Origin of the sequence: Streptomyces sp. NBC_00637, from assembly GCF_045161545.1 — a bacterium.
Taxonomy (GTDB): Bacteria; Actinomycetota; Actinomycetes; order Streptomycetales; family Streptomycetaceae; genus Streptomyces.
In genome coordinates this window covers 3,360,787-3,382,310 of record NZ_CP109046.1, presented here as the reverse complement: position 1 = coordinate 3,382,310, position 21,524 = coordinate 3,360,787, and the positions used below count along the sequence as shown (strand labels likewise).

Here is a 21,524-nt window from a genome sequence, read left to right as displayed (position 1 = left end):
AGAACTGAGGAGAACCGTGGCCGAGACCACTGCCGAGCAGCCGCTCGAAGAGACCGAGCTCGTCGACATCGAGAGCTACACCACCGAGTCCGAGGTCCCCGTCGAGGGTGAGTACACCTCGGAGTCCCTCGCCTCCCGCTTCGGCGAGGCCCAGCCGGCCGCCGGCCTGGGCCGTCGCAAGAACGCCATCGCCCGCGTCCGGATCGTTCCGGGCACCGGCAAGTGGAAGATCAACGGTCGCACCCTCGAGGACTACTTCCCGAACAAGGTGCACCAGCAGGAAGTCAACGAGCCCTTCAAGGTGCTCGAGCTCGACAACCGCTACGACGTCATCGCCCGTATCTCGGGTGGCGGCGTCTCCGGTCAGGCCGGTGCGCTCCGTCTCGGTGTCGCCCGCGCGCTGAACGAGGCCGACGTCGACAACAACCGTGGCGCCCTCAAGAAGGCCGGCTTCCTCACGCGTGACGACCGTGCGGTCGAGCGCAAGAAGGCCGGTCTCAAGAAGGCCCGCAAGGCCCCGCAGTACAGCAAGCGTTAAGCTTCGCTGCCTGCTCGTACGTATTCCGGGTCGGGCCCGTGCGGTTCGCTCGTACGTACTCCGAACGCCCCGGCGGCACGCCACAGTGTCGCCGGGGCGTTCGTTTTCTCGCAGCCGTGGGCGTATAACGGCACAAGGTGCTCAAAGGCTTGTGTGATCGGATGTTCAGGGCATCCAATGCCTGGATGCGGAGCCGCCGTAGGCCGACTGGCCGGCCGATCGTCCGACGCACCCGCTCGGCTTTTGAAACTGACGCTTCCTCAGGAGGACAAGTGGGACGACTCTTCGGCACGGACGGCGTGCGCGGTGTCGCCAACGCGGATCTGACGGCGGAGATGGCGCTCGGCCTGTCCGTCGCGGCGGCGCATGTGCTGGCCGAGGCGGGCACGTTCGAGGGCCACCGGCCGGTGGCGGTCGTCGGACGGGACCCGCGCGCGTCCGGGGAGTTCCTGGAGGCCGCCGTGGTGGCCGGCCTGGCGAGCGCCGGCGTGGACGTGCTGAAGGTCGGCGTGCTGCCGACGCCCGCTGTCGCGTATCTCACCGGTGTGCTCGGCGCGGACCTCGGCGTGATGCTCTCCGCCAGTCACAACGCCATGCCCGACAACGGCGTCAAGTTCTTCGCCCGCGGTGGCCACAAGCTCGCCGACGAGCTCGAGGACCGGATCGAGTCCGTCTACGAGGAGCACCGCACCGGCGCGCCCTGGACCCGGCCGACCGGCAGCGGTGTCGGACGCGTGCGGTCCTACGACGAGGGATTCGACCGCTACGTCGCGCACCTCATCGCCGTACTCCCCAACCGGCTCGACGGGCTGAAGATCGTCCTCGACGAGGCGCACGGCGCCGCCGCCCGGGTGTCGCCGGAGGCCTTCGCGCGGGCCGGCGCGGAGATCGTGACCATCGGGGCCGAGCCGGACGGGCTCAACATCAACGACGGGTGCGGTTCCACGCACCTGGACAAGCTGAAGGCCGCGGTCATCGAGCACGGTGCCGACCTCGGTATCGCGCACGACGGCGACGCCGACCGGTGCCTGGCCGTGGACCACACGGGTGACGAGATCGACGGGGACCAGATTCTCGCCGTGATCGCGCTGGCCATGCGGGAGCGGGGCGTGCTGCGGTCCGACACCGTTGTCGCGACCGTCATGTCCAACCTCGGCTTCAAGCTGGCCATGGAGCGCGAGGGGATCCAGCTCGTGCAGGCCGCCGTCGGCGACCGGTATGTGCTGGAGGAGATGAAGGAGCACGGATACGCGCTCGGGGGCGAGCAGTCCGGGCACGTGATCATCCTCGACCACGCGACGACCGGTGACGGCACGCTGACCGGGCTGATGCTGGCGGCTCGCGTCGCCGAGACCGGGCGTACGGTACGGGAACTCGCCTCCGTGATGGAGCGGTTGCCGCAGGTGCTGATCAACGTGCCCGACGTCGACAGGTCCCGTGTCTCCGACTCGGCCGAGCTGGCGACGGCCGTCGGCGAGGCGGAGCGTGAACTCGGTGCCACCGGGCGCGTGTTGCTGCGGCCTTCCGGGACCGAGCCGCTGGTGCGTGTGATGGTCGAGGCGGCCGACATCGACCAGGCTCGGTCTGTCGCCGGGCGGCTGGCCGATGTCGTGAAGTCGGCGCTGGGTTAGTCGGCGGGTTCGGGGTGGGGGCGCTGTGCGTCGCGGGCTGCGGCCGCGGCGTGGCCTGTCGCGCAGTGCCCCGCGCCCCTGAGAAACCTGTGGCCGGGCCTGTGGTGAACGGGTTCCCTCCCGACCCTTGAAAAAGCCGTGGCCGGGCCTGTGCCGACCGCTCTACGGCTGAGCCGCGGTGACCCGGTTGCGTTGTCTGGCCCAGAGGTACTTCTGGGCCAGCAGGGTCAGGGTGCCCGCGAGGATGATGCCCAGCAGGTTCAGGAGCAGTTGCTCCGTGGAGCGCAGGGTCTGATGGGTGTCGCCGTAGACCAGCGCCACCGCCGCGTTGGCGGCGGCCGGAACCGTGGTCACCGAGATGGCGACGCCGACCAGCGCACCCGACTTCGCGGACGTGAGCGAGAGGGTGCCGGCGGCCCCGGCCAGGACCGCCACGACGAAGGAGAACCAGTCCGGGGCGTAGATGAACCCCGTGTTGGGCCGGTCCGCCTCCAGCTGTTCCTTGGTGAAGAGACCCACGGCGTCCATGAAGAGACTGAAGCCGGCCGTCAGCAGCATCGCCGCCGCGAAGCCGACCAGCAGGGCGATCAGCGAGCGCAGGGCCAGGCGGGGAGCCCGTTGCACGATCGACGTGCAGATGCCGGCCAGGGGGCCGAACTCCGGGCCCACGGCCATCGCGCCCACGATCAGGACCGCGTTGTCGAGCACCACACCGCAGGCCGCGATCATCGTGGCGAGGGTGATGAACGCGAGGTAGGTGACCGAGAGCGTCGACTCCTCGTGGGTGGCGTCCGTGAGGTGTTCCCACAGGACCGCGTCGGCGGCCTCGCCCGGGGCATCCGCCTCGGCCTTGTCGGCGCGCTGCGAGAGCGACAGGTCGATGTCCTCCACGGCGATGGAGCCCGACTTGTCCAGGCCCAACTGCTGTAGTTCGTCGAGGAGTTCGTCGCCTGCCTCGCGCGCCACATCGCACATGACCACATCGCCCGCGGGATTGCGGGCCGCCCCCGGCACCACCACGAGGTGGGTGGTGCCGACGGTCTTCTCGATCACATGGATCACGTCGTCGGTTCTGTCCGACGGCGTGATCAGGCGCAGGTGCAGCATGGAGGCAGGGTAGCCGTCAGAGTTTGCGCAGGCTCAGCCGCTGCACCTTGTGGTCCTGGCCCTTGCGGACCACCAGGGTGGCCCGGCCCCGGGTGGGTGCGATGTTCTCCACCAGGTTGGGCTTGTTGATGGTGCGCCAGAGGGTGCGGGCGTAGTCGACGGCCTCCTCCTCGGAGACCTGGGTGTACTTCCTGAAGTACGAGTCCGGCTTCTGGAAGGCCGTCTGACGGAGTTTCCGGAACCGGTTGAGGTACCAGCGCTCGATGTCCTCGGCGCTCGCGTCGACGTACACGCTGAAGTCGAAGTAGTCGGCGAGGCCGACGCGGGTGCGGCCGTCCTTGCCGGGCAGGGCGGGCTGAAGGACGTTGAGGCCCTCGACGATGAGGATGTCGGGGCGCCGGACGGTGAGCTTGCGGTCCGGGATGATGTCGTAGATCAGGTGGGAGTAGACGGGCGCGGTGACCTCGCCCTTGCCCGCCTTGATGTCGGCCACGAAGCGGGTCAGCGCGCGGCGGTCGTAGGACTCCGGGAAGCCCTTGCGCGACATCAGGCCGCGGGCCTCGAGTTCCCGGGTGGGCAGCAGGAAGCCGTCCGTGGTGACCAGTTCCACGCGCGGGTGCTCCGGCCAGCGCGACAGGAGAGCCTGCAGAAGCCGGGCGACCGTCGACTTGCCGACGGCCACCGAGCCCGCGACGCCTATCACGAACGGGGTGCCGGACTGGGAGCCCTGTTCGCCGAGGAAGGTGTTGAGGGCGCCGCGCAGGCCGTCGGTGGCGCCCACGTAGAGATTGAGCAGGCGTGACAGCGGGAGGTAGATGTCACGTACCTCGTCGAGGTCGATGACGTCACCGAGGCCGCGCAGCTTCTCGACCTCCTCGGCGGTCAGCGGCAGCGGCGTCTTCTCCCGCAGCGCGCTCCACTCGGATCGGGTGAGGTCGACGTAGGGAGTCGCCTCCGGCCTGTGCCGGTGGGCGCTCCGGGGCATCGGGGGGACCGGAGAGATCACAGTCCATTGTTAACGGAGTTTGAACGACATGGCGGGTGGGGTCCGTCACGCCCGTTCGGGGCTGCGTACAGCCGTGGGAATTTCCGAAATCGGGCACGTGGAGGCTCTTTCCGGGGCGGGATTCGGGCGTAGGCTGCCGCGCATGTGCGGAATCGTGGGATACGTGGGGTCTCAGTCGGCGCTAGAGGTCGTCATGGCCGGGCTGAGGCGGCTGGAGTACCGGGGCTACGACTCGGCGGGGATCGCCGTCCTGGCCGACGGAGGGATCGCCGCCGCGAGGAAGGCGGGCAAGCTCGTCAATCTGGAGAAGGAGCTCGCGTCCCGGCCACTGCCGACCGGGACGACGGGCATCGGGCACACCCGGTGGGCCACCCACGGCGGGCCGACGGACGCCAACGCGCATCCGCATCTCGACAACGCCGGTCGGGTCGCCGTGGTCCACAACGGGATCATCGAGAACTTCGCCGCCCTGCGGGCCGAACTGGCCGAGCGCGGGCACGAGCTGTGCTCGGAGACCGACACCGAGGTCGTGGCCCATCTGCTCGCCGAGGAGTTCTCGGTGACCGCCGACCTCGCCGAGGCCATGCGGCTGGTGTGCCGGCGGCTGGAGGGGGCGTTCACGCTGGTCGCGGCGCATGCCGACGAGCCGGACGTGGTGGTCGGCGCACGGCGCAACTCGCCGCTCGTGGTGGGGGTCGGGGAGGGCGAGGCCTTTCTCGCCTCCGACGTCGCCGCGTTCATCGCGCACACCCGGTCGGCGATCGAGCTGGGCCAGGACCAGGTCGTCGAACTGCGGCGCGACGGTGTGACGGTGACCGGCTTCGACGGGCGCCCGGCCGAGGTCCGGTCGTACCACGTCGACTGGGACGCGTCGGCCGCGGAGAAGGGCGGCCACGACTACTTCATGCTCAAGGAGATCGCCGAGCAGCCCAAGGCCGTCGCCGACACCCTGCTCGGCCGTATCGACGCCTCCGGAGCGCTGACACTCGACGAGGTGCGGATCCCGGCCGCCGAGCTGCGGGAGGTCGACAAGGTCGTCATCGTCGCGTGCGGTACGGCCTTCCACGCGGGTCTCATCGCCAAGTACGCCATCGAGCACTGGACGCGGATCCCGTGCGAGGTGGAGCTGGCCAGCGAGTTCCGCTACCGGGACCCGATCCTCGACTCGCGCTCGCTGGTCATCGCCATCTCCCAGTCCGGGGAGACCATGGACACGCTCATGGCGCTGCGGCACGCGCGGGAGCAGGGGTCCAAGGTGCTGGCGATCTGCAACACCAACGGTTCGACGATCCCCCGGGAGTCGGACGCGGTGCTGTACACGCACGCCGGGCCGGAGGTGGCCGTCGCCTCGACCAAGGCGTTCCTGACGCAGTTGGTGGCCTGCTATCTCGTCGCGCTGTATCTCGGCCAGGTGCGCGGCACCAAGTGGGGCGACGAGATCCGGGCCGTCATCCGGGATCTCGCGCAGATCTCCGGCGCGGTCGAGCGGGTGCTGTCGACCATGGGGCCGGTGCGGGAGCTGGCGCGGTCCCTCGCCCACAAGGACACCGTGCTGTTCCTCGGGCGGCACGTCGGGTATCCCGTCGCGCTGGAGGGTGCGCTGAAGCTGAAGGAGCTCGCCTACATGCACGCGGAGGGGTTCGCCGCGGGTGAGCTGAAGCACGGGCCGATCGCGCTCATCGAGGAGGATCTGCCGGTCGTGGTGGTGGTGCCCTCGCCTCGGGGGCGGTCCGTCCTGCACGACAAGATCGTGTCCAACATCCAGGAGATCCGGGCCAGGGGTGCGCGGACGATCGTGATCGCCGAGGAGGGGGACGAGACCGTGGTGCCGTACGCGGACCACCTCGTGCGGATCCCGGTCACGCCGGTGCTGCTGTCGCCGCTCGTCGCGACGGTTCCTTTGCAGGTGTTCGCGTGCGAGCTGGCCACTGCGCGAGGCAACGAGGTGGATCAGCCTCGTAACCTCGCGAAGTCGGTGACCGTGGAGTGAGGGTTGTCCGTGGAGTGAGGGTCGTCGTGCGCGGGGGCGCGTGAGCGGGCTGCGGGGGCGCCTCAGGGGGGGGGTGGGGGTCTCGCCGCGGGCGGGTGCGGGTGCGTCGTGGCCGGGCGCGCAGTTCCCCGCGCCCCTGGGGGCGGACCGTCTGCGACGGGCCTGCCCCCAGGGCCCCAGGGGTCTCCCGCGCCTCCGGGGGCGGGCCGTTCCGCGACGGCCCCTGCCCCCATGGGCGTGTCAGGCGCGTCTGCGTTGCCTTCTTGCCGCGTAGACCTTCCAGGTCGCGAAGGCGAGGGGGAGTTCCAGGATCCAGACGCCTGTCACCGCGTCCCACTCCGGGGCGGTGGCGGAGGCCTCGTCGGCGGTGATGATCCCGCACAGCAGGCCCCACATCGCCGCGAGCAGGCCGACGAGCCAGAGGGCGACGGTCCAGCCCACCGTGGCGCGGCCGTTGCCGGAGGACCTCGGGCCGGAGGTCCGCTTGCGCGGCTGCGGGACGCGGTCGGGCTCGCGGGCCGGCATCGGCACCACCGCCCGCGCGGGCACGGCCGCGTCCAGCGCGGCGACGCGTTCCGGCGTCACCCCTCGGTACAGGGTGGGCTCGACGGTGACCGAGAAGCCGTCGTGGCCGGTCAGGGTGCGGGCCCCGTCGGGGCGGGTGGTCATCGCCGCGCAGGCGTCGTAGCGGACGGTGACCGGGCCCCTCGGGGTCAGCAGGCTCACGCCCTCGGCGCCGATGACCAGGGTGACCTCGTCGTCCTCCAGGGACTGGTGGCGGGTGCCGGTCACGGCGGCCTGCGAGTGCTGCGGGGCGAGGGTCAGGCCCGCCCAGTCGACGCCCCGGCCCGGCACCTGGAGAAGGGCGTTGCCCCATGCCTCCCGGGCGACCTCGCGCAGGTCGTCCGTCGTCACCGCGTTCAGCTCGGCCCGGTGCTGCTCGGGGGTGAGGATCGGGTGCCCGAGCAGCAGGCTCAGCGCGTACGAGGGGAGCGCGGCCGCCGCGAGGTCGGGGTTGTCGTACATCTTGAGGAGCTTGGTGCGGACGGAGTCCAGTTCGGACTGCTCGATGCGGCCCGCGCGCAGCCGGGCGAGGGTGTCGACGAACCCGCCGACGACCGCGTCCTGCTTCTGCGGGAGGGAGTCCGCGTACGCGGTGAGGGTGGCGAAGTCGGCGTCGCGCGGGGAGTAGTCGGCCTCCGCGGAGTAGGAGTAGCCGCCCTCCTGGCGCAGGTCCTGGAAGAGGGCCCGGCCGAGGACGTCCGCGAAGACGCTCGCCGCGGTGGAGCGGCGGAGCACCGAGGTGAGGACGACATGGCCGTCGTCGCCGCTGATGTACGCGGGGGTGGTGGGCAGCGCGCTGGTCGCGGCCGGGGCGGGGAAGCGGGAGCCCTGCGGGAGCGTGAGGTCCAGGCCGTCGGGGACCTCGTCGCTGGTGATCCACAACACCGCGTTGTCCCTGGTGAAGCGGGTCTCGGCCCAGTGGCGCACCTGGTCCGGGGTCAGGCTCCAGGTACCGAGCTCGGTGTAGCTGGACAGGCCGTAGCCCTGCGCGCCGTACCGCCACAGCGGCATCTGGTGCTGGGGGCCGCCGCCGCGGCCGGCCGCCTCCGTGCGCAGGATCTCCTTCTCGGTCTCCAGCCGTTGCATCGGCAGGTCGCGCAGTCCCGCGCACACGCTGTTGAGGTACTTGACGACCTCCTCCTCGCTGCCCGTGACATGGAAGAGGGTGTACGCGTTCGCCGTCGCGCCGTTGTAGTGCAGATCGGACAGGCCGAGGCGGTGCAGCGCGAGGTGTTCGACGAGGTGGGTGAGGCCGGCGGTGGCCAGGGTCTCGTCGGCGCGGCCCACGCGGAAGAAGAGACCGGCGGTGATCTCCTTGCCCGAGGCGGGGGCGTAGAGGGTGGGGATGTGCTGCGTGGTGGTGTGCGAGACGAGGCCCGAGAGCGCGGCGAGGCCCGTCCGGTCGTCGTGCTCGTGCAGGTCGGTGGTCATCGGTTGCCGCCTCCTCGGGATTCCAGCGCGGCCTTGCGGGACTTGAGGAACGCGGACTTCTTGTCGGGTATGTAGTGCCACGGGGACTCGGACGCGCGGTGACCGAGGAAGGCGAAGTGCGGTGCCGCGTACTCCCAGTGGTTGCCGAGCGAGAAGGCGAACGCGAACGCGTTGTGCGCGCCGATCGAGTTCCAGTCGGGCCGGTGCGCCGGGTGCAGCACGGACACCTGGGCGGCGTTGCGCAGGTCGTCGCGGACCGGCAGGCCCCGCATGTAGGCGGCGTCCTCGCCGCCGTCCAGGTCGAGCCAGCGCTCGATGTGCGCGAGGGCGACCAGGGCGCCGGAGTTCGAACCGTCGGGCGCCGCGGTCGCGCTCTCGCGGGCGAAGCCGTGCGCCGCCTCCCAGGAGCCGCTCCACTTCGGGCACAGCTGCTGGAGCAACTGGACCTGGGCGCGGTAGTGGTGGGGATGGTGGGCGCTGAGCCGGTCGTAGCGGCGGCGCGCCTCGGCCTGCCCCAGCTGGAGACCGCGCGCGGTCATCAGCCGGGCGGTCCAGGCGGGGGCGTACGAGGGGTGCTCGGCGCAGATCTCGATCAGCAGCTGCTCGGCCCTGCGCAGCCAGTCGTGGAACTGGGCGAACTGGTCCCGCGAGACGTCCTGGGCGCGGGCGCCGCTGCGGATGTCCCAGCCGATGTAGACGTACCGCTCGGCGAGCAGCGTGCGCGGCAGCGGGTCGCCGGGCGATTCCGCCGCCGCCCGCTCCAGGAAGTTCTCCACGCCGGGGATGTCGGCCAGGAGGCTGGAGGCGGAGGCGAGTTTGTCGACCGAGTCGAGGCCCGTGAGGAAGGCCCGCACCGTCGGCCAGTGCCCGGCCTGCGCGGCGGTGCGCAGCGGGATCAGCTCGGGAGTGTTGTCGAACGGGTCGAAGGTCGGTCCCCAAGTGTTCGTGGGTCCGCCGCCGGCCATGCCGTTGGTGGTGCTGGTCATTCCTCCGCCCCCTGGCGTAGCTGTCCGCGGCGCGCGGACTGGCCCCCCAGGGCGCGCGGCGGGTTCTTCACCGATGTGACCGGACGCCGTCCGAGGTGACGCGGCGCCATCCGGTGTGATCCGGCTTGATCAAGTCGCCGCAGGCTAGCAGCAGGCTGTGACAGCGCGGCCGTAGGGTGCTCGGCATGAGCATCATCGGGGTCGGTATCGACGTGGCCGAGATCGAGCGGTTCGCGGCGTCACTGGAGCGGACGCCGGGGCTGGCCCAGCGGCTGTTTTCGGAGAGCGAGCTGCTGCTGCCGAGCGGGGAGCGACGCGGTATCGCCTCGCTGGCGGCCCGGTTCGCCGCGAAGGAGGCTCTCGCCAAGGCGCTGGGGGCGCCGCCCGGCCTGCTGTGGACGGACGCGGAGGTGTACGTCGAGGACAGTGGGCGGCCCCGGCTGCGGGTGCGGGGGAGTGTCGCCGCGCGGGCGGCCGAACTGGGTGTGCGGAGCTGGCATCTGTCGCTGAGTCACGACGCGGGGGTCGCCTCGGCGGTGGTGGTGGCCGAAGGATGAGGTGAACGGTTCGCCGCCGGGTGGGCCGACGGCGTGCGGTGACGGGGGAGTCCGGGGGAGACTCGACCGTATGCGTACTGCCTACCGCGTGGAGACCGTCCGTCGTGCCGAGCGGGAACTGATGGCCCGGGTTCCGGAAGGAGCCCTGATGCAGCGCGCCGCCGCGGGGCTCGCCGCCGCCTGCGCCGACCTGCTGGGCCGGGTGTACGGGCGGCGGATCGTGTTGCTGGTCGGCAGCGGCGACAACGGCGGTGACGCCCTGTACGCGGGCGCCCGGCTCGCCCGGCGCGGGGCGGGGGTGACCGCGGTGCTGCTCGCGCCCGAGCGGACCCATGCCGCAGGGCTGGCGGCCCTGCGGCGGGCCGGTGGGCACACGGTCGCGCCGGCCGGTGCCGAAGCCGTCGTGCGACGGGCCGACCTCGTGCTCGACGGGATCGTCGGGATCGGCGGGAAGGGCGGGCTGCGGCCGGACGCGGCCTCGCTGGCCGCGATCGTCGCCGCGGCCCGGGCCGCCGTCGTCGCCGTCGATCTGCCCAGCGGTGTCGACGCCGACACCGGTGAGGTGCACGGGAGCGCGATCCGCGCCGACCTCACCGTCACCTTCGGTACGCACAAGCCGGGGCTGCTCGTCGATCCGGCGCGGGAGTACGCCGGGTCGGTGCGGCTCGTCGACATCGGGCTCGGGGGCGAGCTGCCCGCCGAGCCCGAGCTGGCGGCCCTCCAGCACGCGGACGTGGCCGACCTGCTGCCCGTGCCGGGCGGGGAGAGCGACAAGTACCGGCGGGGTGTCGTCGGGATCGCCGCCGGGTCCGCCCGGTATCCGGGGGCCGCCGTGCTGGCCGTCGCGGGGGCGCTGCGGGGCGGGGCGGGGGCGGTGCGGTACGTGGGGCCGGCCGGGGACGCGGTCGTCGCGCGGTTCCCCGAGACGCTCGTGTCCGACCAGGGGCCCCGGCAGGCCGGGCGGGTGCAGGCGTGGGTCGTCGGGCCGGGCGCCGGGGACGACGCGCAGACGGTGGCCGAGGTGCTGACCGCCGACGTGCCGGTGCTGATCGACGCCGACGGGCTGCGGCTCGCCGACGCCGACGCGGTACGGGGGCGGACCGCGCCGACGCTGATGACGCCGCACGCGGGGGAGGCGGCCGCGCTGCTGGGGGTGGCGCGGGAGGAGGTGGAGGGGTCCCGGCTGCGCTCCGCGCGGGAGCTGGCGGCCCGTTACCGGGCGACCGTGCTGTTGAAGGGGTCGACGACGTTGGTCGCGGACGCCGGTGGGACGGGGGTGGTGCGGGTGAACGCGACGGGGACGGCGTGGCTGGCCACGGCCGGGAGCGGGGATGTGCTGTCCGGGCTCGCGGGGTCGTTGCTGGCGGCGGGGCTGAGCGCGTTGGACGCGGGGAGTGTGGGCGCCTATCTGCACGGGCTGGCGGGGCGGTTCGCCGCGGACGGGGCGCCGGTGGGGGCGCATGACGTGGCCGCGGCGGTCGCGGGGGCGTGGCGGGATGTGCGGGCGTGACGACGGGGGTTCGTGGGGGTGGGGCGGGTTCTTCTCGCCCCGCCGCTCCTTCCCTTCCCGTCCCCGGGGGTTGTGCCCCCAGACCCCCTTCGGCCCTGAACGGGTCCTGTCCTCGAACGCCGGACGGACTGGACGGACCTACGCCCGCTGAAAGGGTGACGCTGCCGCGCGGCAGTCCCGGGTGTCATCGGCGGCGCGGTTGTCTGATCGGATGTTCAGCACACGAACCGTGGCTCTGCTGCTCGCCTCCGTCGCTCTCCTCCCCCTGGGAACTCCTGCTCGCGCCGCTCCCCCTCTGCCGCCTCCGTCGGCCCCGTCACCTCCGTCCTGGGAGATCGACACGCCCGACCAGCTGCTCGCGCCGAGGGTCTACGCGCCCACCGCCGCCGAGGACGCCACCGAGCCGCGGGACGCGGCCGAGGGGACGTACGCGCTCGTCGAGCACGTGCCGCTGGACGAGGTGGTGACCCGGGTGGCGTGCAGCAAGCGGGCCGGGCCGTATCAGCGGGCGGTCGAGCGGTGGCTGAAGCGGCCGGTGGACGGGAAGCAGTCCGCCGCCGACTGCGCCGCGATCCGGGCGTTCCAGCGGCAGCAGGGGATCGAGCCCGCGATCGGGTACGCCGGGCCCGTCACCTGGGCACGGATGCAGCTCATCGCCGCGCGGAAGAATCCCAACGCCGGAAAGAAGTGCCCGGTGCGGACCCACCGGGTCGCCTGCGTCGATCTCGACCGGCAGCTGACCTGGGTGCAGAAGGGGACGAAGGTCGTCTTCGGGCCCGTGTCGATGCGCAGCGGCCGGGTCGTGCACCCGACCCGCAAGGGGTGGCACACCATCTACTGGCGGCACAAGAACCACGTCTCCACGCTCTACAACGCCCCCATGCCCTATGCGCAGTTCTTCGACGGCGGCCAGGCCTTCCACGGCGTCTACGACAGCATCCACACCACCATCGGGTCCATGGGCTGCGTCAATCTCACCGTCGGCGACGCGCGCAGGCTGTGGAGCGTGCTGAAGAAGGGTGACCGGGTCTACGTGTGGGGGCACCGGCCCGGTACTTAGGGGCTGTCCGAGCCCTCTGAGACACTGGGCGCGATGAGTGAGACTGCCAAGCCGCCCGCCGCCGCGTCGCGCGCCCGTGCCGAGATCGACCTGGCCGCGCTGCGGGCCAACGTGCGTACGCTGCGCGCCAAGGCGCCGGGTGCCCAGTTCATGGCCGTCGTGAAGGCCGACGGGTACGGGCACGGGGCAGCACCCTGTGCCCGCGCCGCGGTCGCGGCCGGCGCCGGCTGGGTCGGCACCGCCACACCCGAGGAGGCGCTGGCGCTGCGCGCGGAGGGCGGGCTGCCGGCGGACGTCAGGATCATGTGCTGGCTGTGGACGCCGGGCGGGCCCTGGCGGGAGGCGGTCGAGGCCGGCATCGACGTGTCGGTGAGCGCGCTCTGGGCCCTGCGGGAGGCCGTCGACGGGGCCCGGGCCGCCGGGCGGCCCGCCCGCGTGCAGCTCAAGGCCGACACCGGCCTCGGGCGCAACGGCTGCCAGCCCGCCGACTGGCCCGAGCTGGTCGGCGAGGCGCTGCGGGCCGAGGGCGAGGGGCTGCTCCGGATCACCGGGCTGTGGTCGCACTTCGCCTGCGCCGACGAACCCGGGCACCCCTCCATCGCCCCCCAGCTCGACCGCTTCCACGAGATGGTGGCCTACGCCGAACGCCAGGGCGTGCGGCCCGAGGTGCGGCACATCGCCAACTCCCCGGCCACGCTCACGCTCCCGCGGTCCCACTTCGACCTGGTCCGCCCCGGCATCGCCATGTACGGCCTCTCGCCCAGCCCCGAGCTGGGCTCCGCCGCCGACTTCGGCCTGCGTCCGGTGATGACCCTCGCGGCCTCGCTGGCCCTGGTGAAGCACGTCCCGGGCGGCCACGGCGTGAGCTACGGGCACCACTACGTCACGCCGGGCGAGACCACCCTGGGCCTGGTCCCCCTCGGCTACGCGGACGGCGTCCCCCGGCACGCCTCCGGGAACGGACCGGTGCTGGTCGCCGGCAAGTGGCGGACGGCGGCCGGACGGATCGCCATGGACCAGTTCGTCGTCGACCTCGGCGGCGACGAGCCCGCCCCCGGCGCGGAGGCGGTCCTGTTCGGACCAGGCGACCGCGGGGAGCCCACCGCACAGGACTGGGCCCAGGCGGCCGGCACCATCGGATACGAGATCGTCACGCGCATCGGAGCGCGCGTTCCTCGCGTCTATGTCAATGAGCCCGTTCAGGTGAATGAGTAACCAGACGGGTACCCCGCAGTCGGACCACGGGCATCGGCCACAGAGGAGCGGTACGTGAGCGAGAGCAGCGCGGAGGTGGTGGTGAGCGCCGCCTCGGCGGTCGTTGCCGCCTCCGCCACGGGGGCGGCCGGGGGGTGGCGCCGGGCGACCGGCATCGCCGGCGCCGCGATAGGCGTGATCGCCGCGGGCGCCGCGGCGGGTGTCGCCCTGGAGCGGATGACCGTCGGGCGGGGCATGCGGGCGAAGGCCCGGCTCGCGCTCGACTCGACGGGGCCGTACGGCGGGCTGCGCGGCAGCCCCGGCAAGGCCTACGCCGACGACGGCACCGAGCTGTACTACGAGGTCGACGACGTGGAGCCGCAGGGCGGACCGGCGAACCGGCGGCGCAGGCTCTTCGGGCGCAAGGCCCCGCTTCCCGTCACCGTGGTGTTCAGCCACGGCTACTGCCTCAACCAGGACTCCTGGCACTTCCAGCGGGCGGCCCTGCGCGGTGTCGTACGGACCGTGCACTGGGACCAGCGCAGCCACGGCCGGTCCGGTCGCGGCAACGCCCAGATACGGGACGGCGAGCCGGTCACCATCGATCAGCTGGGGCGCGACCTGAAGGCCGTCGTGGACGCGGCCGTGCCGGAAGGGCCGATCGTGCTCGTCGGGCACTCCATGGGCGGGATGACGGTGATGGCCCTGGCCGCGCTGTACCCCGAGCTGATCCGCGAGCGGGTCGTCGCCACCGCCTTCGTCGGCACGTCGTCCGGACGGCTCGGCGAGGTCAACTTCGGACTGCCGGTCGCGGGCGTGAACGCGGTGCGGCGGGTCCTGCCGGGGGTGCTGAAGGCGCTGGGGCAGCAGGCGGCCCTGGTGGAGAAGGGGCGGCGGGCCACCGCCGATCTCTTCGCGGGGATCATCAAGCGGTACTCGTTCGCGTCGCGGGACGTGGATCCGGCGGTGGCGCGGTTCGCCGAGCGGATGATCGAGGGCACGCCGATCGACGTGGTCGCCGAGTTCTATCCGGCGTTCACGGATCACGACAAGACCGAGGCGCTGGCCTGTTTCACCGACATGCCCGTACTGGTGCTCGCCGGGATCGGTGATCTGGTCACGCCGAGCGAGCACAGCGAGGCGATCGCCGACCTGCTGCCGGACGCCGAGCTGGTCCTCGTTCCCGACGCCGGGCACCTCGTGATGCTGGAACACCCGGAAGTGGTCACCGACCGTCTCGCCGACCTGCTCACCCGTGCGGGTGCGGTGCCCGCAGGAGCTACGGTGGACGGCTATGGAAGCACCAGCAGCAGCGCACGACCCGGCTGAGCCCGCAGTGTCCGCGAACCGCGTCGAGATCGTCGTCGACTCCCCCGAGCAGATGGGTGAGCTGGGCCGCCGTCTCGCCGAGCTGGTGCGCGCGGGCGATCTCGTGATGCTCAGCGGGGAGCTCGGTGCGGGCAAGACGACGCTCACCCGCGGACTCGGCGCGGGGCTCGGGGTCCGCGGTGCCGTCACCTCCCCGACCTTCGTGATCGCCCGGGTGCACCCCTCCCTCGGGGAGGGGCCGCCGCTCGTCCACGTCGACGCGTACCGCCTGGGCGGCGGGCTCGACGAGATGGAGGACCTGGACCTCGACGTGTCGCTGCCCGCGTCGGTGGTCGTCGTGGAGTGGGGCGAGGGCAAGGTGGAGGAGCTGACCGACGAACGGCTCCAGGTCCTCATCCACCGTGCCGTCGGCGACACCACGGACGAGGTGCGGCACGTGACGGTGACGGGCCTCGGGGAGCGCTGGGCATCGGCGGACCTGGGCGTGCTGTCGGCCTGACCGGCGTGTTGTCGGCCCGACCGGCGGGCGGTCGGGCCGGACGGGTGCCCGCGGCCGGCCGGACGGCTGTCCGCGGCCGGTCGCCGGTGGGTGTTCAGGCCGCCTTCGGATGCTCCACGGGCCGTTCCGCGAGTGCCGGGTCGGGCAGCCGCGGAGGTGTCGAGACGGCTTCCGCGGCCGCGCACGAGGCCAGCAGATCCCGCATGGACACACCGGCGAGCGTGAACGGCCGCGACGGCGGGCCCTCGGGCTCGGTGACCGACATGGACGCCTCCTGAGGTTCGGGGGCGGGCGTGGTTAGGTAGACCTAACTACGAAGTTGATACCATGTGACCACGCACGCGACACCGAACGCAACATTTTGCCGACGTCTCGTCGGAACGTTCACGAGTTGCTCAGGCGTGGAGCCCCCGGGCCCGAGCCGTGACGTCGCGCCTACCGGACGACGACGACGGACCGTCCGACCGTCGCGAAGTTCCACATGACGTCGCCGTCCGCGACGGTCTGCCGGATGCCGCCCGTCCGCACCGTCGGGTCGGGCGCGGGCAGCGAGCCGTCCAGCGCCGCGCTGAAGCCGATCGTCACGTCGCGCACGGTGGCGAAACGCACGACGTGCTCGATGGGGGTGCCGTCGGTGCCGGTGACGGCGCCCGCGCGGGAGGTGACGGTGTAGTGGCCCGGCAGCGGGTCCACACTGCCGGGGGCGACCTTGTACGTGCGCTTGACCTCGCCCTTCGGCCCGACCAGCCACACCCGGTCGCCGGCCGGCGAGTACACGACCCGCGCGCCGATCCCGGAGTCGGCCGGCAGCGCGGCGGGGTGGTGCTCGTCCCGGGGGGTCTCGGCGGCCTTCGCGGAGGTGTCGCCTGCGTGCGGCCGGCCGAGACCGGCGGGCACGGTCGCCGACGCCTGGAAGGTCAGGAACGCGACCGTCGCCAGCGCCGCCGCGGTGAGCCCGGCCACGAAAGTCGAGCTGTTGCTTGGCATCGACGACCACCCAGTCTGTCCTGTACGTCACGTTTCGCGGTGACGTTAGCAGTCCTCACGGCTCCGACCGGTGCGGCCATGTCCGGGGCACGGGAGCCGTAGGCTGTTTGCGTGCTCTTGCTCGCTCTGGATACCGCCACCCCCGCCGTCACCGTCGCGCTGCACGACGGCACGGACGTCATCGCCTCCTCGAGTCAGGTGGACGCGCGCCGGCACGGCGAGCTGCTGCTGCCGGCCGTCGACCGGCTGCTCGCCGGGGCGGGGCGCAGCCTCGACGCCGTTACCGGGATCGTCGTCGGCGTCGGCCCCGGCCCGTACACGGGGCTGAGGGTCGGGCTGATGACCGCCGACACCTTCGGGCTCGCGCTCGGCGTCCCCGTGCACGGCCTGTGCACGCTCGACGGCCTCGCCTACGCGTCCGACCTCGCAGGCCCCTTCGTCGTGGCGACCGACGCCCGCCGCAAAGAGGTCTACTGGGCGCGTTACGCCGACTCGCGGACCCGCGTCTCGGGCCCCGCGGTGGACCGGCCCGCCGACATCGCCGACGAGGTGGCCGGGCTGCCGTCCGTCGGCGCGGGCGCGCTGCTGTACCCGGACACCTTCCCGGACGCGCACGAACCCGAGCACGTCTCCGCCGCCGCCCTCGCCTCCCTCGCCGCCGAACGGCTCGCCCGGGGCGAGGAACTGCCGGCCCCGCGCCCGCTGTATCTGCGCCGGCCGGACGCCCAGGTGCCCAAGAACTACAAGGTGGTCACCCCCAAGTGACCGACGCCGCCAACCCGACCGGCGCGCCCGTGCTGCGTGAGATGCGCTGGTGGGACATCGAGCCCGTGCTGGAGCTGGAGAAGGACCTCTTCCCCGAGGACGCCTGGTCACGGGGCATGTTCTGGTCCGACCTGGCCCACGCCCGGGGCCCCGACGCGACCCGGCGCTATGTCGTCGCGGTCGAGACCACGGCCGACGGTGAGCGGATCGTCGGGTACGCGGGCCTGGCCGCGGCCGGCACCGGGTCCGACAGCGGCTTCGCCGCGGTCGGCGACATCCAGACCATCGCCGTCGCCCGCGGCCACTGGGGCACCGGGCTCGGCGGCCGCCTGCTGACGGAGCTGCTGCGCGCGGCGACCGCCTTCGAGTGCGCCGAGGTCATGCTGGAGTGCCGGATCGACAACGTGCGCGCCCAGAAGCTCTACGAACGCTTCGGCTTCGAGGCGATCGGCTTCCGGCGCGGCTACTACCAGCCGGGGAACGTGGACGCCCTGGTGATGAAGCTGACCGATCCATCCACCTCCGTACCGACCCCGGTACAAGGGACACAGGAAACCGAGAACAATGGCTGACGAACCCCTGGTTCTGGGGATCGAGACCTCCTGCGACGAGACCGGCGTCGGCGTCGTGCGCGGCACGACCCTGCTGGCGGACGCGATCGCCTCCAGCGTCGACGAACACGCCCGGTTCGGCGGGGTCGTCCCGGAGGTGGCCTCCAGGGCCCACCTGGAGGCGATGGTCCCGACCATCGAGCGGGCACTGAAGGAAGCGGGGGTGAGCGCGAAGGACCTCGACGGCATCGCGGTCACGGCCGGTCCCGGTCTCGCCGGTGCCCTGCTGGTCGGCGTCTCGGCGGCGAAGACGTACGCCTACGCCCTCGGCAAGCCCCTCTACGGCGTGAACCACCTCGCCTCGCACATCTGCGTGGACCAACTGGAGCACGGCGCGCTGCCCGAGCCGACGATGGCGCTGCTGGTGTCCGGCGGCCACTCCTCGCTGCTGCTGTCCGCCGACATCACCGCCGACGTCCGTCCGCTGGGCGCGACCATCGACGACGCGGCGGGCGAGGCCTTCGACAAGATCGCCCGGGTGCTGAACCTGGGCTTCCCGGGCGGCCCGGTCATCGACCGCTACGCGCGCGAGGGCGACCCCTCGGCGATCGCGTTCCCGCGCGGCCTGACCGGTCCGCGCGACCCGGCGTACGACTTCTCCTTCTCCGGGCTGAAGACGTCGGTGGCCCGCTGGATCGAGGCGAAGCGGGCGGCGGGCGAGGAGGTCCCGGTCCGTGACGTGGCGGCCTCCTTCCAGGAGGCGGTCGTGGACGTCCTGACCCGCAAGGCCGTACGGGCGTGCAAGGACGAGGGTGTCGACCACCTGATGATCGGCGGCGGTGTGGCCGCGAACACCCGGCTGCGGGCCCTGGCGCAGGAGCGCTGCGAGGCGGCCGGCATCCGGCTGCGCGTCCCGCGCCCCAAGCTGTGCACGGACAACGGCGCGATGGTGGCCGCCCTGGGCGCGGAGATGGTGGCCCGGGGGCGCGCAGCCTCGGGCTGGGACCTGTCGGCGGACTCCTCGCTGCCGGTGACCGAGCCGCACGTGCCGGGCCATGCGCACGGCCTGGCGCACGACCACGCGCACGAGACCGGCAAGGACAACCTCTACTCGTGACGGTCGCGCTGATGTGGGAGGCCCGGGCGGTCACCGGACGGGGCGAGGAGCTGCTGGCCTGGACGCGGGCGCAGGAGCTCGCGCCCGCGCCCGCGCGCCGGGAGACCTTCCGCGCCCCGCAGGACCGGGTGCTGGTCATCACCTGGTGGGACGCGGACCAGGACGCCGTCCTTCCCGAACTCCCCGATCCCGACGGCACGTTGGTGAGCCGGGCCGTGCACCGGTGGCGGTTCGAGCCGGTCCCGGACTAGCGGACCGGACCGACCGGACCGGACCGGCCGCCGCTACGGCTATGGCGCCGGCAGTGCCATCCGCACGAGCAGCGGCCGTCGACCCGACCGCCGTTCCGCGCGTCAGTTCCGCAGGACGTCCGCCTCGCACCGCAGCCGCCGCCGCGCCCCCACCTCGCGCACCGGCCCGGTGAGCCGCACCCGGGCCACCTCCCGCACCTGCCCGCTGGACACCCCCAACCGCAGCTCCAGGTCGCCGGGTTCGACCACCCGGCGCTCCGCGCGGTCGGTGAACGCCGACAGGTCGGCGTGGAAGCGGAAAGTCACGCGTGCCTTCTCGCCCGCCGCCAGTTCCAGCCGCTGATAGCCGATCAGGCGTACGTCGGGACGGGTCACGCTCGCCACCGGGTCGTGCAGATACAGCTGCACGACCTCGGCGCCCGCCCGCTCACCGGTGTTGCGGACCGTGACGGACAGGTCGTACGAGCCGTCCGTGCCGATCTCCGCGTCCGGGCCGGAGAAGTCCTCCCAGACGAACTCCGTGTACGAGCGCCCGTGTCCGAACGGGTACAGCGGGGTCGGGTCCAGGTTGCTGACCTCGCCCGCCAGGCCCAGCGGCGGCTGGAGGTAGGTCCAGGGCTGGCCGCCCGGCATGCGCGGCACGCTCACCGGGAGGCGGCCCGAGGGGTTCACCCGGCCCGACAGCACGCCCGCGACCGCGGGGCCGCCCTCCTCGCCCGGGAAGAACGCCTGCACGACCGCCCCCAGCCGCCCGTGCCAGCGGCCCAGCGCGTACGGCCGGCCGGTGAGCAGCACCAGGACGACCGGCACGCCCGTCGCGACCAGCGCGTCCAGCAGTTCGCCCTGGACGCCGGGCAGGCTCAGGTCGGCCACGTCGCAGCCCTCGCCCGAGGTGCCCCGGCCGAACAGTCCCGCCCGGTCGCCCAGGACGGCCACGCAGACGTCCGCCTCCGCGGCGCGGGCGATGGCCTCGGTGAAACCGGACGGGTCCGGGTCCGTGACCCCGCACCCTTCGGTGAACGTGACCTTCGCGTCCGGGAGTTCGGTCCGCAGGGCCTCCAGCACGGTCGGGATCTCGATGCCCAGGTCCACCTCGGGGTGGTGGGTGAGGACGTGGGACGGGAAGGAGTAGCAGCCCAGCATCGCCAGCGCGTCGGCCGCCCGCGGGCCCACCACGGCGATCCGGGTGTCGGGGGCGAGGGGGAGCAGCCCGTCGGGGTTGTCCAGCAGCACCACCGACTCCTCCGCCAGCCGGCGGGCCAGGGCGCGGTTGGCCGCCGGGTCCAGGTCGACCGATTCGGGGCTCGGCGGCTGCCAGTCCTCGTCCAGCAGGCCCAGTTCGCACTTCTGGCGCAGCACGCGGTGGGCGGCCCGGTCGACCAGCTCCTCGGGGAGCTCGCCCGCGCGCACGGCCGTGACCAGCGCCTCGCCGTAGTACTTCACGGTGGGCAGCTCGACATCGATGCCGGCCGCCAGAGCGAGGTGGGCCGCCTCCGCGGGGGTGCCGGCGACCCGGTGAAGGGTCTGGAGGAAGCCGATGCCGAAGTAGTCGGCGACGACCGTGCCGGTGAAGCCCCACTCCTCCCGCAGCAGGCGGGTGAGCAGCTCGGGGTCGGCGGAGGCCGGGACGCCGTCGCGTTCCGTGTAGGCGGCCATCACCGAGCGGGCGCCGCCCTCGCGCAGCGCCATCTCGAAGGGGGGCAGGGTCACGTCGGCGAACTCCCGGGTGCCCGCCCGCACCGGGGCGAGGTTGCGGGCGCCCGCCGAGGAGGCGTACCCGGCGAAGTGCTTGAGCGTGGCGACGACGCCGGCGGACTCGAGCCCGCGGACGTAGGCCGTGCCGACCGTGCCGACCAGGTACGGGTCCTCGCCGATGGTTTCCTCGACGCGGCCCCAGCGCGGATCCCGTACGACGTCCAGGACGGGGGCCAGGCCCTGGTGGACGCCGACCGCGCGCAGGTCGCGGCCGATCGCCCGGCCCATCTCCTCCACCAGCGGCGGGTCGAAGGCGGCGCCCCACGCCAGCGGGACCGGGTAGGCGGTGGCCCGCCAGGCGGTGAAGCCGGCCAGGCACTCCTCGTGGGCGACCGCCGGGATGCCGAACCGGCCGGCCGCGGCGATCCGCCGCTGGGCGAGGGCCAGGGCGCGGACGCCGACCGCGGGGTCCACGGGCGCGGTGCCGAAGGACCGGGTCAGCTGGCCGAGCCCCCGGGTGATCAGCTCGTCGTAGTCGGCGGCGTGGTCGGCGGTCATGTCGTGCTGGTGCGGGGCGACTCCGTCGCCGTCCGTCGCGGCGCCGACCCACACGCCGTACAGCTGGGCGGTCTTCTCCTCCAGGGTCATCCGGGAGAGGAGGTCGTCGACACGGGCGGCGGTGGGCAGGGCGGGGTCACGCCAGGGGGCGGTGGTCATGAAACTCCTGTCAGAGGTCGGTGAGCCACCAGGTGGACA

General features: G+C 72.8%; 20 protein-coding genes. 13 read left to right on the top strand and 7 right to left on the bottom strand.

The genetic code is table 11. From position 1 onward, the window contains the following. The first annotated feature begins 16 nt into the window (after window positions 1-16). Both rpsI and glmM read left to right on the top strand, forming a co-directional pair. Window positions 17-538, top strand: coding sequence for a 30S ribosomal protein S9 (gene rpsI, locus OG440_RS14475; protein ID WP_385275300.1), 522 nt, complete (start codon window positions 17-19; stop codon window positions 536-538). A 272-nt stretch (window positions 539-810) separates the two neighbouring features. Next, window positions 811-2,169, top strand: a complete 1,359-nt coding sequence (gene glmM, locus OG440_RS14470; RefSeq protein WP_406007262.1) for a phosphoglucosamine mutase — start codon at window positions 811-813, stop codon at window positions 2,167-2,169. 162 nt (window positions 2,170-2,331) lie between these two features. Here the strand turns inward: glmM and OG440_RS14465 are convergent, their stop codons facing one another. Next, window positions 2,332-3,276, bottom strand: coding sequence for a DUF389 domain-containing protein (locus tag OG440_RS14465; RefSeq protein ID WP_406007261.1), 945 nt, complete (start codon window positions 3,274-3,276; stop codon window positions 2,332-2,334). A gap of 16 nt (window positions 3,277-3,292) precedes the next feature. After that, entirely contained in the window at window positions 3,293-4,261 is a 969-nt protein-coding gene (gene coaA, locus OG440_RS14460) for a type I pantothenate kinase (protein ID WP_406007260.1), read from the bottom strand. 163 nt (window positions 4,262-4,424) lie between these two features. Between coaA and glmS the strand changes: the two genes are divergently transcribed. Next, window positions 4,425-6,272, top strand: a complete 1,848-nt coding sequence (glmS, locus tag OG440_RS14455; RefSeq protein WP_406007259.1) for a glutamine--fructose-6-phosphate transaminase (isomerizing) — start codon at window positions 4,425-4,427, stop codon at window positions 6,270-6,272. Between the two features lie 240 nt (window positions 6,273-6,512). Here glmS and OG440_RS14450 read toward each other — a convergent pair whose 3' ends face one another. Together OG440_RS14450 and OG440_RS14445 are read right to left on the bottom strand one after the other, a co-directional pair. Further along, on the bottom strand, window positions 6,513-8,267 hold the full coding sequence (locus tag OG440_RS14450; protein WP_406007258.1) for a M16 family metallopeptidase: 1,755 nt from the start codon (window positions 8,265-8,267) through the stop codon (window positions 6,513-6,515). Next, window positions 8,264-9,253, bottom strand: a complete 990-nt coding sequence (locus tag OG440_RS14445; protein WP_406007257.1) for a hypothetical protein — start codon at window positions 9,251-9,253, stop codon at window positions 8,264-8,266. Before OG440_RS14445 ends, OG440_RS14450 begins: the two co-directional genes overlap by 4 nt. 185 nt (window positions 9,254-9,438) lie before the next feature. Between OG440_RS14445 and OG440_RS14440 the strand changes: the two genes are divergently transcribed. The 6 genes from OG440_RS14440 to tsaE all read left to right on the top strand — a co-directional run bounded on the left by OG440_RS14440 (window position 9,439) and on the right by tsaE (window position 15,402). After that, on the top strand, window positions 9,439-9,810 hold the full coding sequence (locus OG440_RS14440) for a holo-ACP synthase (protein WP_406007256.1): 372 nt from the start codon (window positions 9,439-9,441) through the stop codon (window positions 9,808-9,810). A gap of 70 nt (window positions 9,811-9,880) precedes the next feature. Further along, complete coding sequence (locus OG440_RS14435; RefSeq protein WP_406007255.1) at window positions 9,881-11,320, top strand: NAD(P)H-hydrate dehydratase; 1,440 nt, start codon at window positions 9,881-9,883, stop codon at window positions 11,318-11,320. A 211-nt stretch (window positions 11,321-11,531) separates the two neighbouring features. Continuing rightward, window positions 11,532-12,380, top strand: a complete 849-nt coding sequence (locus tag OG440_RS14430; RefSeq protein ID WP_406007254.1) for a L,D-transpeptidase family protein — start codon at window positions 11,532-11,534, stop codon at window positions 12,378-12,380. A gap of 33 nt (window positions 12,381-12,413) precedes the next feature. Further along, window positions 12,414-13,595, top strand: coding sequence for an alanine racemase (gene alr / locus OG440_RS14425; protein ID WP_406007253.1), 1,182 nt, complete (start codon window positions 12,414-12,416; stop codon window positions 13,593-13,595). 54 nt (window positions 13,596-13,649) lie between these two features. After that, complete coding sequence (locus OG440_RS14420; protein ID WP_406007252.1) at window positions 13,650-14,903, top strand: alpha/beta fold hydrolase; 1,254 nt, start codon at window positions 13,650-13,652, stop codon at window positions 14,901-14,903. Then, window positions 14,869-15,402, top strand: a complete 534-nt coding sequence (gene tsaE / locus OG440_RS14415) for a tRNA (adenosine(37)-N6)-threonylcarbamoyltransferase complex ATPase subunit type 1 TsaE (protein WP_406007251.1) — start codon at window positions 14,869-14,871, stop codon at window positions 15,400-15,402. Before OG440_RS14420 ends, tsaE begins: the two co-directional genes overlap by 35 nt. A gap of 94 nt (window positions 15,403-15,496) precedes the next feature. On the opposite strand, the gene OG440_RS14410 is transcribed toward tsaE, so the two are convergent. Together OG440_RS14410 and OG440_RS14405 are read right to left on the bottom strand one after the other, a co-directional pair. Continuing rightward, window positions 15,497-15,667, bottom strand: coding sequence for a hypothetical protein (locus OG440_RS14410; RefSeq protein ID WP_406007250.1), 171 nt, complete (start codon window positions 15,665-15,667; stop codon window positions 15,497-15,499). 170 nt (window positions 15,668-15,837) lie between these two features. Further along, on the bottom strand, window positions 15,838-16,389 hold the full coding sequence (locus tag OG440_RS14405; protein ID WP_406007249.1) for a hypothetical protein: 552 nt from the start codon (window positions 16,387-16,389) through the stop codon (window positions 15,838-15,840). A gap of 111 nt (window positions 16,390-16,500) precedes the next feature. Between OG440_RS14405 and tsaB the strand changes: the two genes are divergently transcribed. Genes tsaB through OG440_RS14385 form a run of 4 tightly spaced genes read left to right on the top strand, consistent with a single transcriptional unit; the run spans window position 16,501 to window position 19,073 of the window. Next, entirely contained in the window at window positions 16,501-17,154 is a 654-nt protein-coding gene (gene tsaB, locus OG440_RS14400) for a tRNA (adenosine(37)-N6)-threonylcarbamoyltransferase complex dimerization subunit type 1 TsaB (RefSeq protein ID WP_406007248.1), read from the top strand. A gap of 41 nt (window positions 17,155-17,195) precedes the next feature. Further along, entirely contained in the window at window positions 17,196-17,726 is a 531-nt protein-coding gene (locus OG440_RS14395; RefSeq protein ID WP_406011357.1) for a GNAT family N-acetyltransferase, read from the top strand. Continuing rightward, window positions 17,719-18,822 (top strand): tRNA (adenosine(37)-N6)-threonylcarbamoyltransferase complex transferase subunit TsaD, encoded by a 1,104-nt coding sequence (tsaD, locus tag OG440_RS14390; RefSeq protein WP_406007247.1) that lies wholly within the window; start codon window positions 17,719-17,721, stop codon window positions 18,820-18,822. Before OG440_RS14395 ends, tsaD begins: the two co-directional genes overlap by 8 nt. Continuing rightward, window positions 18,819-19,073 (top strand): hypothetical protein, encoded by a 255-nt coding sequence (locus OG440_RS14385; RefSeq protein ID WP_406007246.1) that lies wholly within the window; start codon window positions 18,819-18,821, stop codon window positions 19,071-19,073. The genes tsaD and OG440_RS14385 overlap by 4 nt, the downstream gene beginning before the upstream one ends. A 102-nt stretch (window positions 19,074-19,175) precedes the next feature. Here the strand turns inward: OG440_RS14385 and OG440_RS14380 are convergent, their stop codons facing one another. Continuing rightward, window positions 19,176-21,485 (bottom strand): glycoside hydrolase family 3 N-terminal domain-containing protein, encoded by a 2,310-nt coding sequence (locus OG440_RS14380; RefSeq protein WP_406007245.1) that lies wholly within the window; start codon window positions 21,483-21,485, stop codon window positions 19,176-19,178. Window positions 21,486-21,524 lie beyond the last annotated feature (39 nt).

Excerpts from the sequence above, each read along its gene's own strand:
- OG440_RS14465 (WP_406007261.1), bottom strand. The coding sequence starts at position 3,276 with ATGCTGCACCTGCGCCTGATCACGCCGTCGGACAGAACCGACGACGTG.
- coaA (WP_406007260.1), bottom strand. The coding sequence starts at position 4,261 with ATGCCCCGGAGCGCCCACCGGCACAGGCCGGAGGCGACTCCCTACGTC.
- glmS (WP_406007259.1), top strand. The coding sequence starts at position 4,425 with ATGTGCGGAATCGTGGGATACGTGGGGTCTCAGTCGGCGCTAGAGGTC.
- OG440_RS14450 (WP_406007258.1), bottom strand. The coding sequence starts at position 8,267 with ATGACCACCGACCTGCACGAGCACGACGACCGGACGGGCCTCGCCGCG.
- OG440_RS14445 (WP_406007257.1), bottom strand. The coding sequence starts at position 9,253 with ATGACCAGCACCACCAACGGCATGGCCGGCGGCGGACCCACGAACACT.
- OG440_RS14440 (WP_406007256.1), top strand. The coding sequence starts at position 9,439 with ATGAGCATCATCGGGGTCGGTATCGACGTGGCCGAGATCGAGCGGTTC.
- OG440_RS14435 (WP_406007255.1), top strand. The coding sequence starts at position 9,881 with ATGCGTACTGCCTACCGCGTGGAGACCGTCCGTCGTGCCGAGCGGGAA.
- OG440_RS14430 (WP_406007254.1), top strand. The coding sequence starts at position 11,532 with ATGTTCAGCACACGAACCGTGGCTCTGCTGCTCGCCTCCGTCGCTCTC.
- alr (WP_406007253.1), top strand. The coding sequence starts at position 12,414 with ATGAGTGAGACTGCCAAGCCGCCCGCCGCCGCGTCGCGCGCCCGTGCC.
- tsaE (WP_406007251.1), top strand. The coding sequence starts at position 14,869 with ATGGAAGCACCAGCAGCAGCGCACGACCCGGCTGAGCCCGCAGTGTCC.
- OG440_RS14410 (WP_406007250.1), bottom strand. The coding sequence starts at position 15,667 with ATGTCGGTCACCGAGCCCGAGGGCCCGCCGTCGCGGCCGTTCACGCTC.
- OG440_RS14405 (WP_406007249.1), bottom strand. The coding sequence starts at position 16,389 with ATGCCAAGCAACAGCTCGACTTTCGTGGCCGGGCTCACCGCGGCGGCG.
- OG440_RS14395 (WP_406011357.1), top strand. The coding sequence starts at position 17,196 with ATGCGCTGGTGGGACATCGAGCCCGTGCTGGAGCTGGAGAAGGACCTC.
- tsaD (WP_406007247.1), top strand. The coding sequence starts at position 17,719 with ATGGCTGACGAACCCCTGGTTCTGGGGATCGAGACCTCCTGCGACGAG.
- OG440_RS14380 (WP_406007245.1), bottom strand. The coding sequence starts at position 21,485 with ATGACCACCGCCCCCTGGCGTGACCCCGCCCTGCCCACCGCCGCCCGT.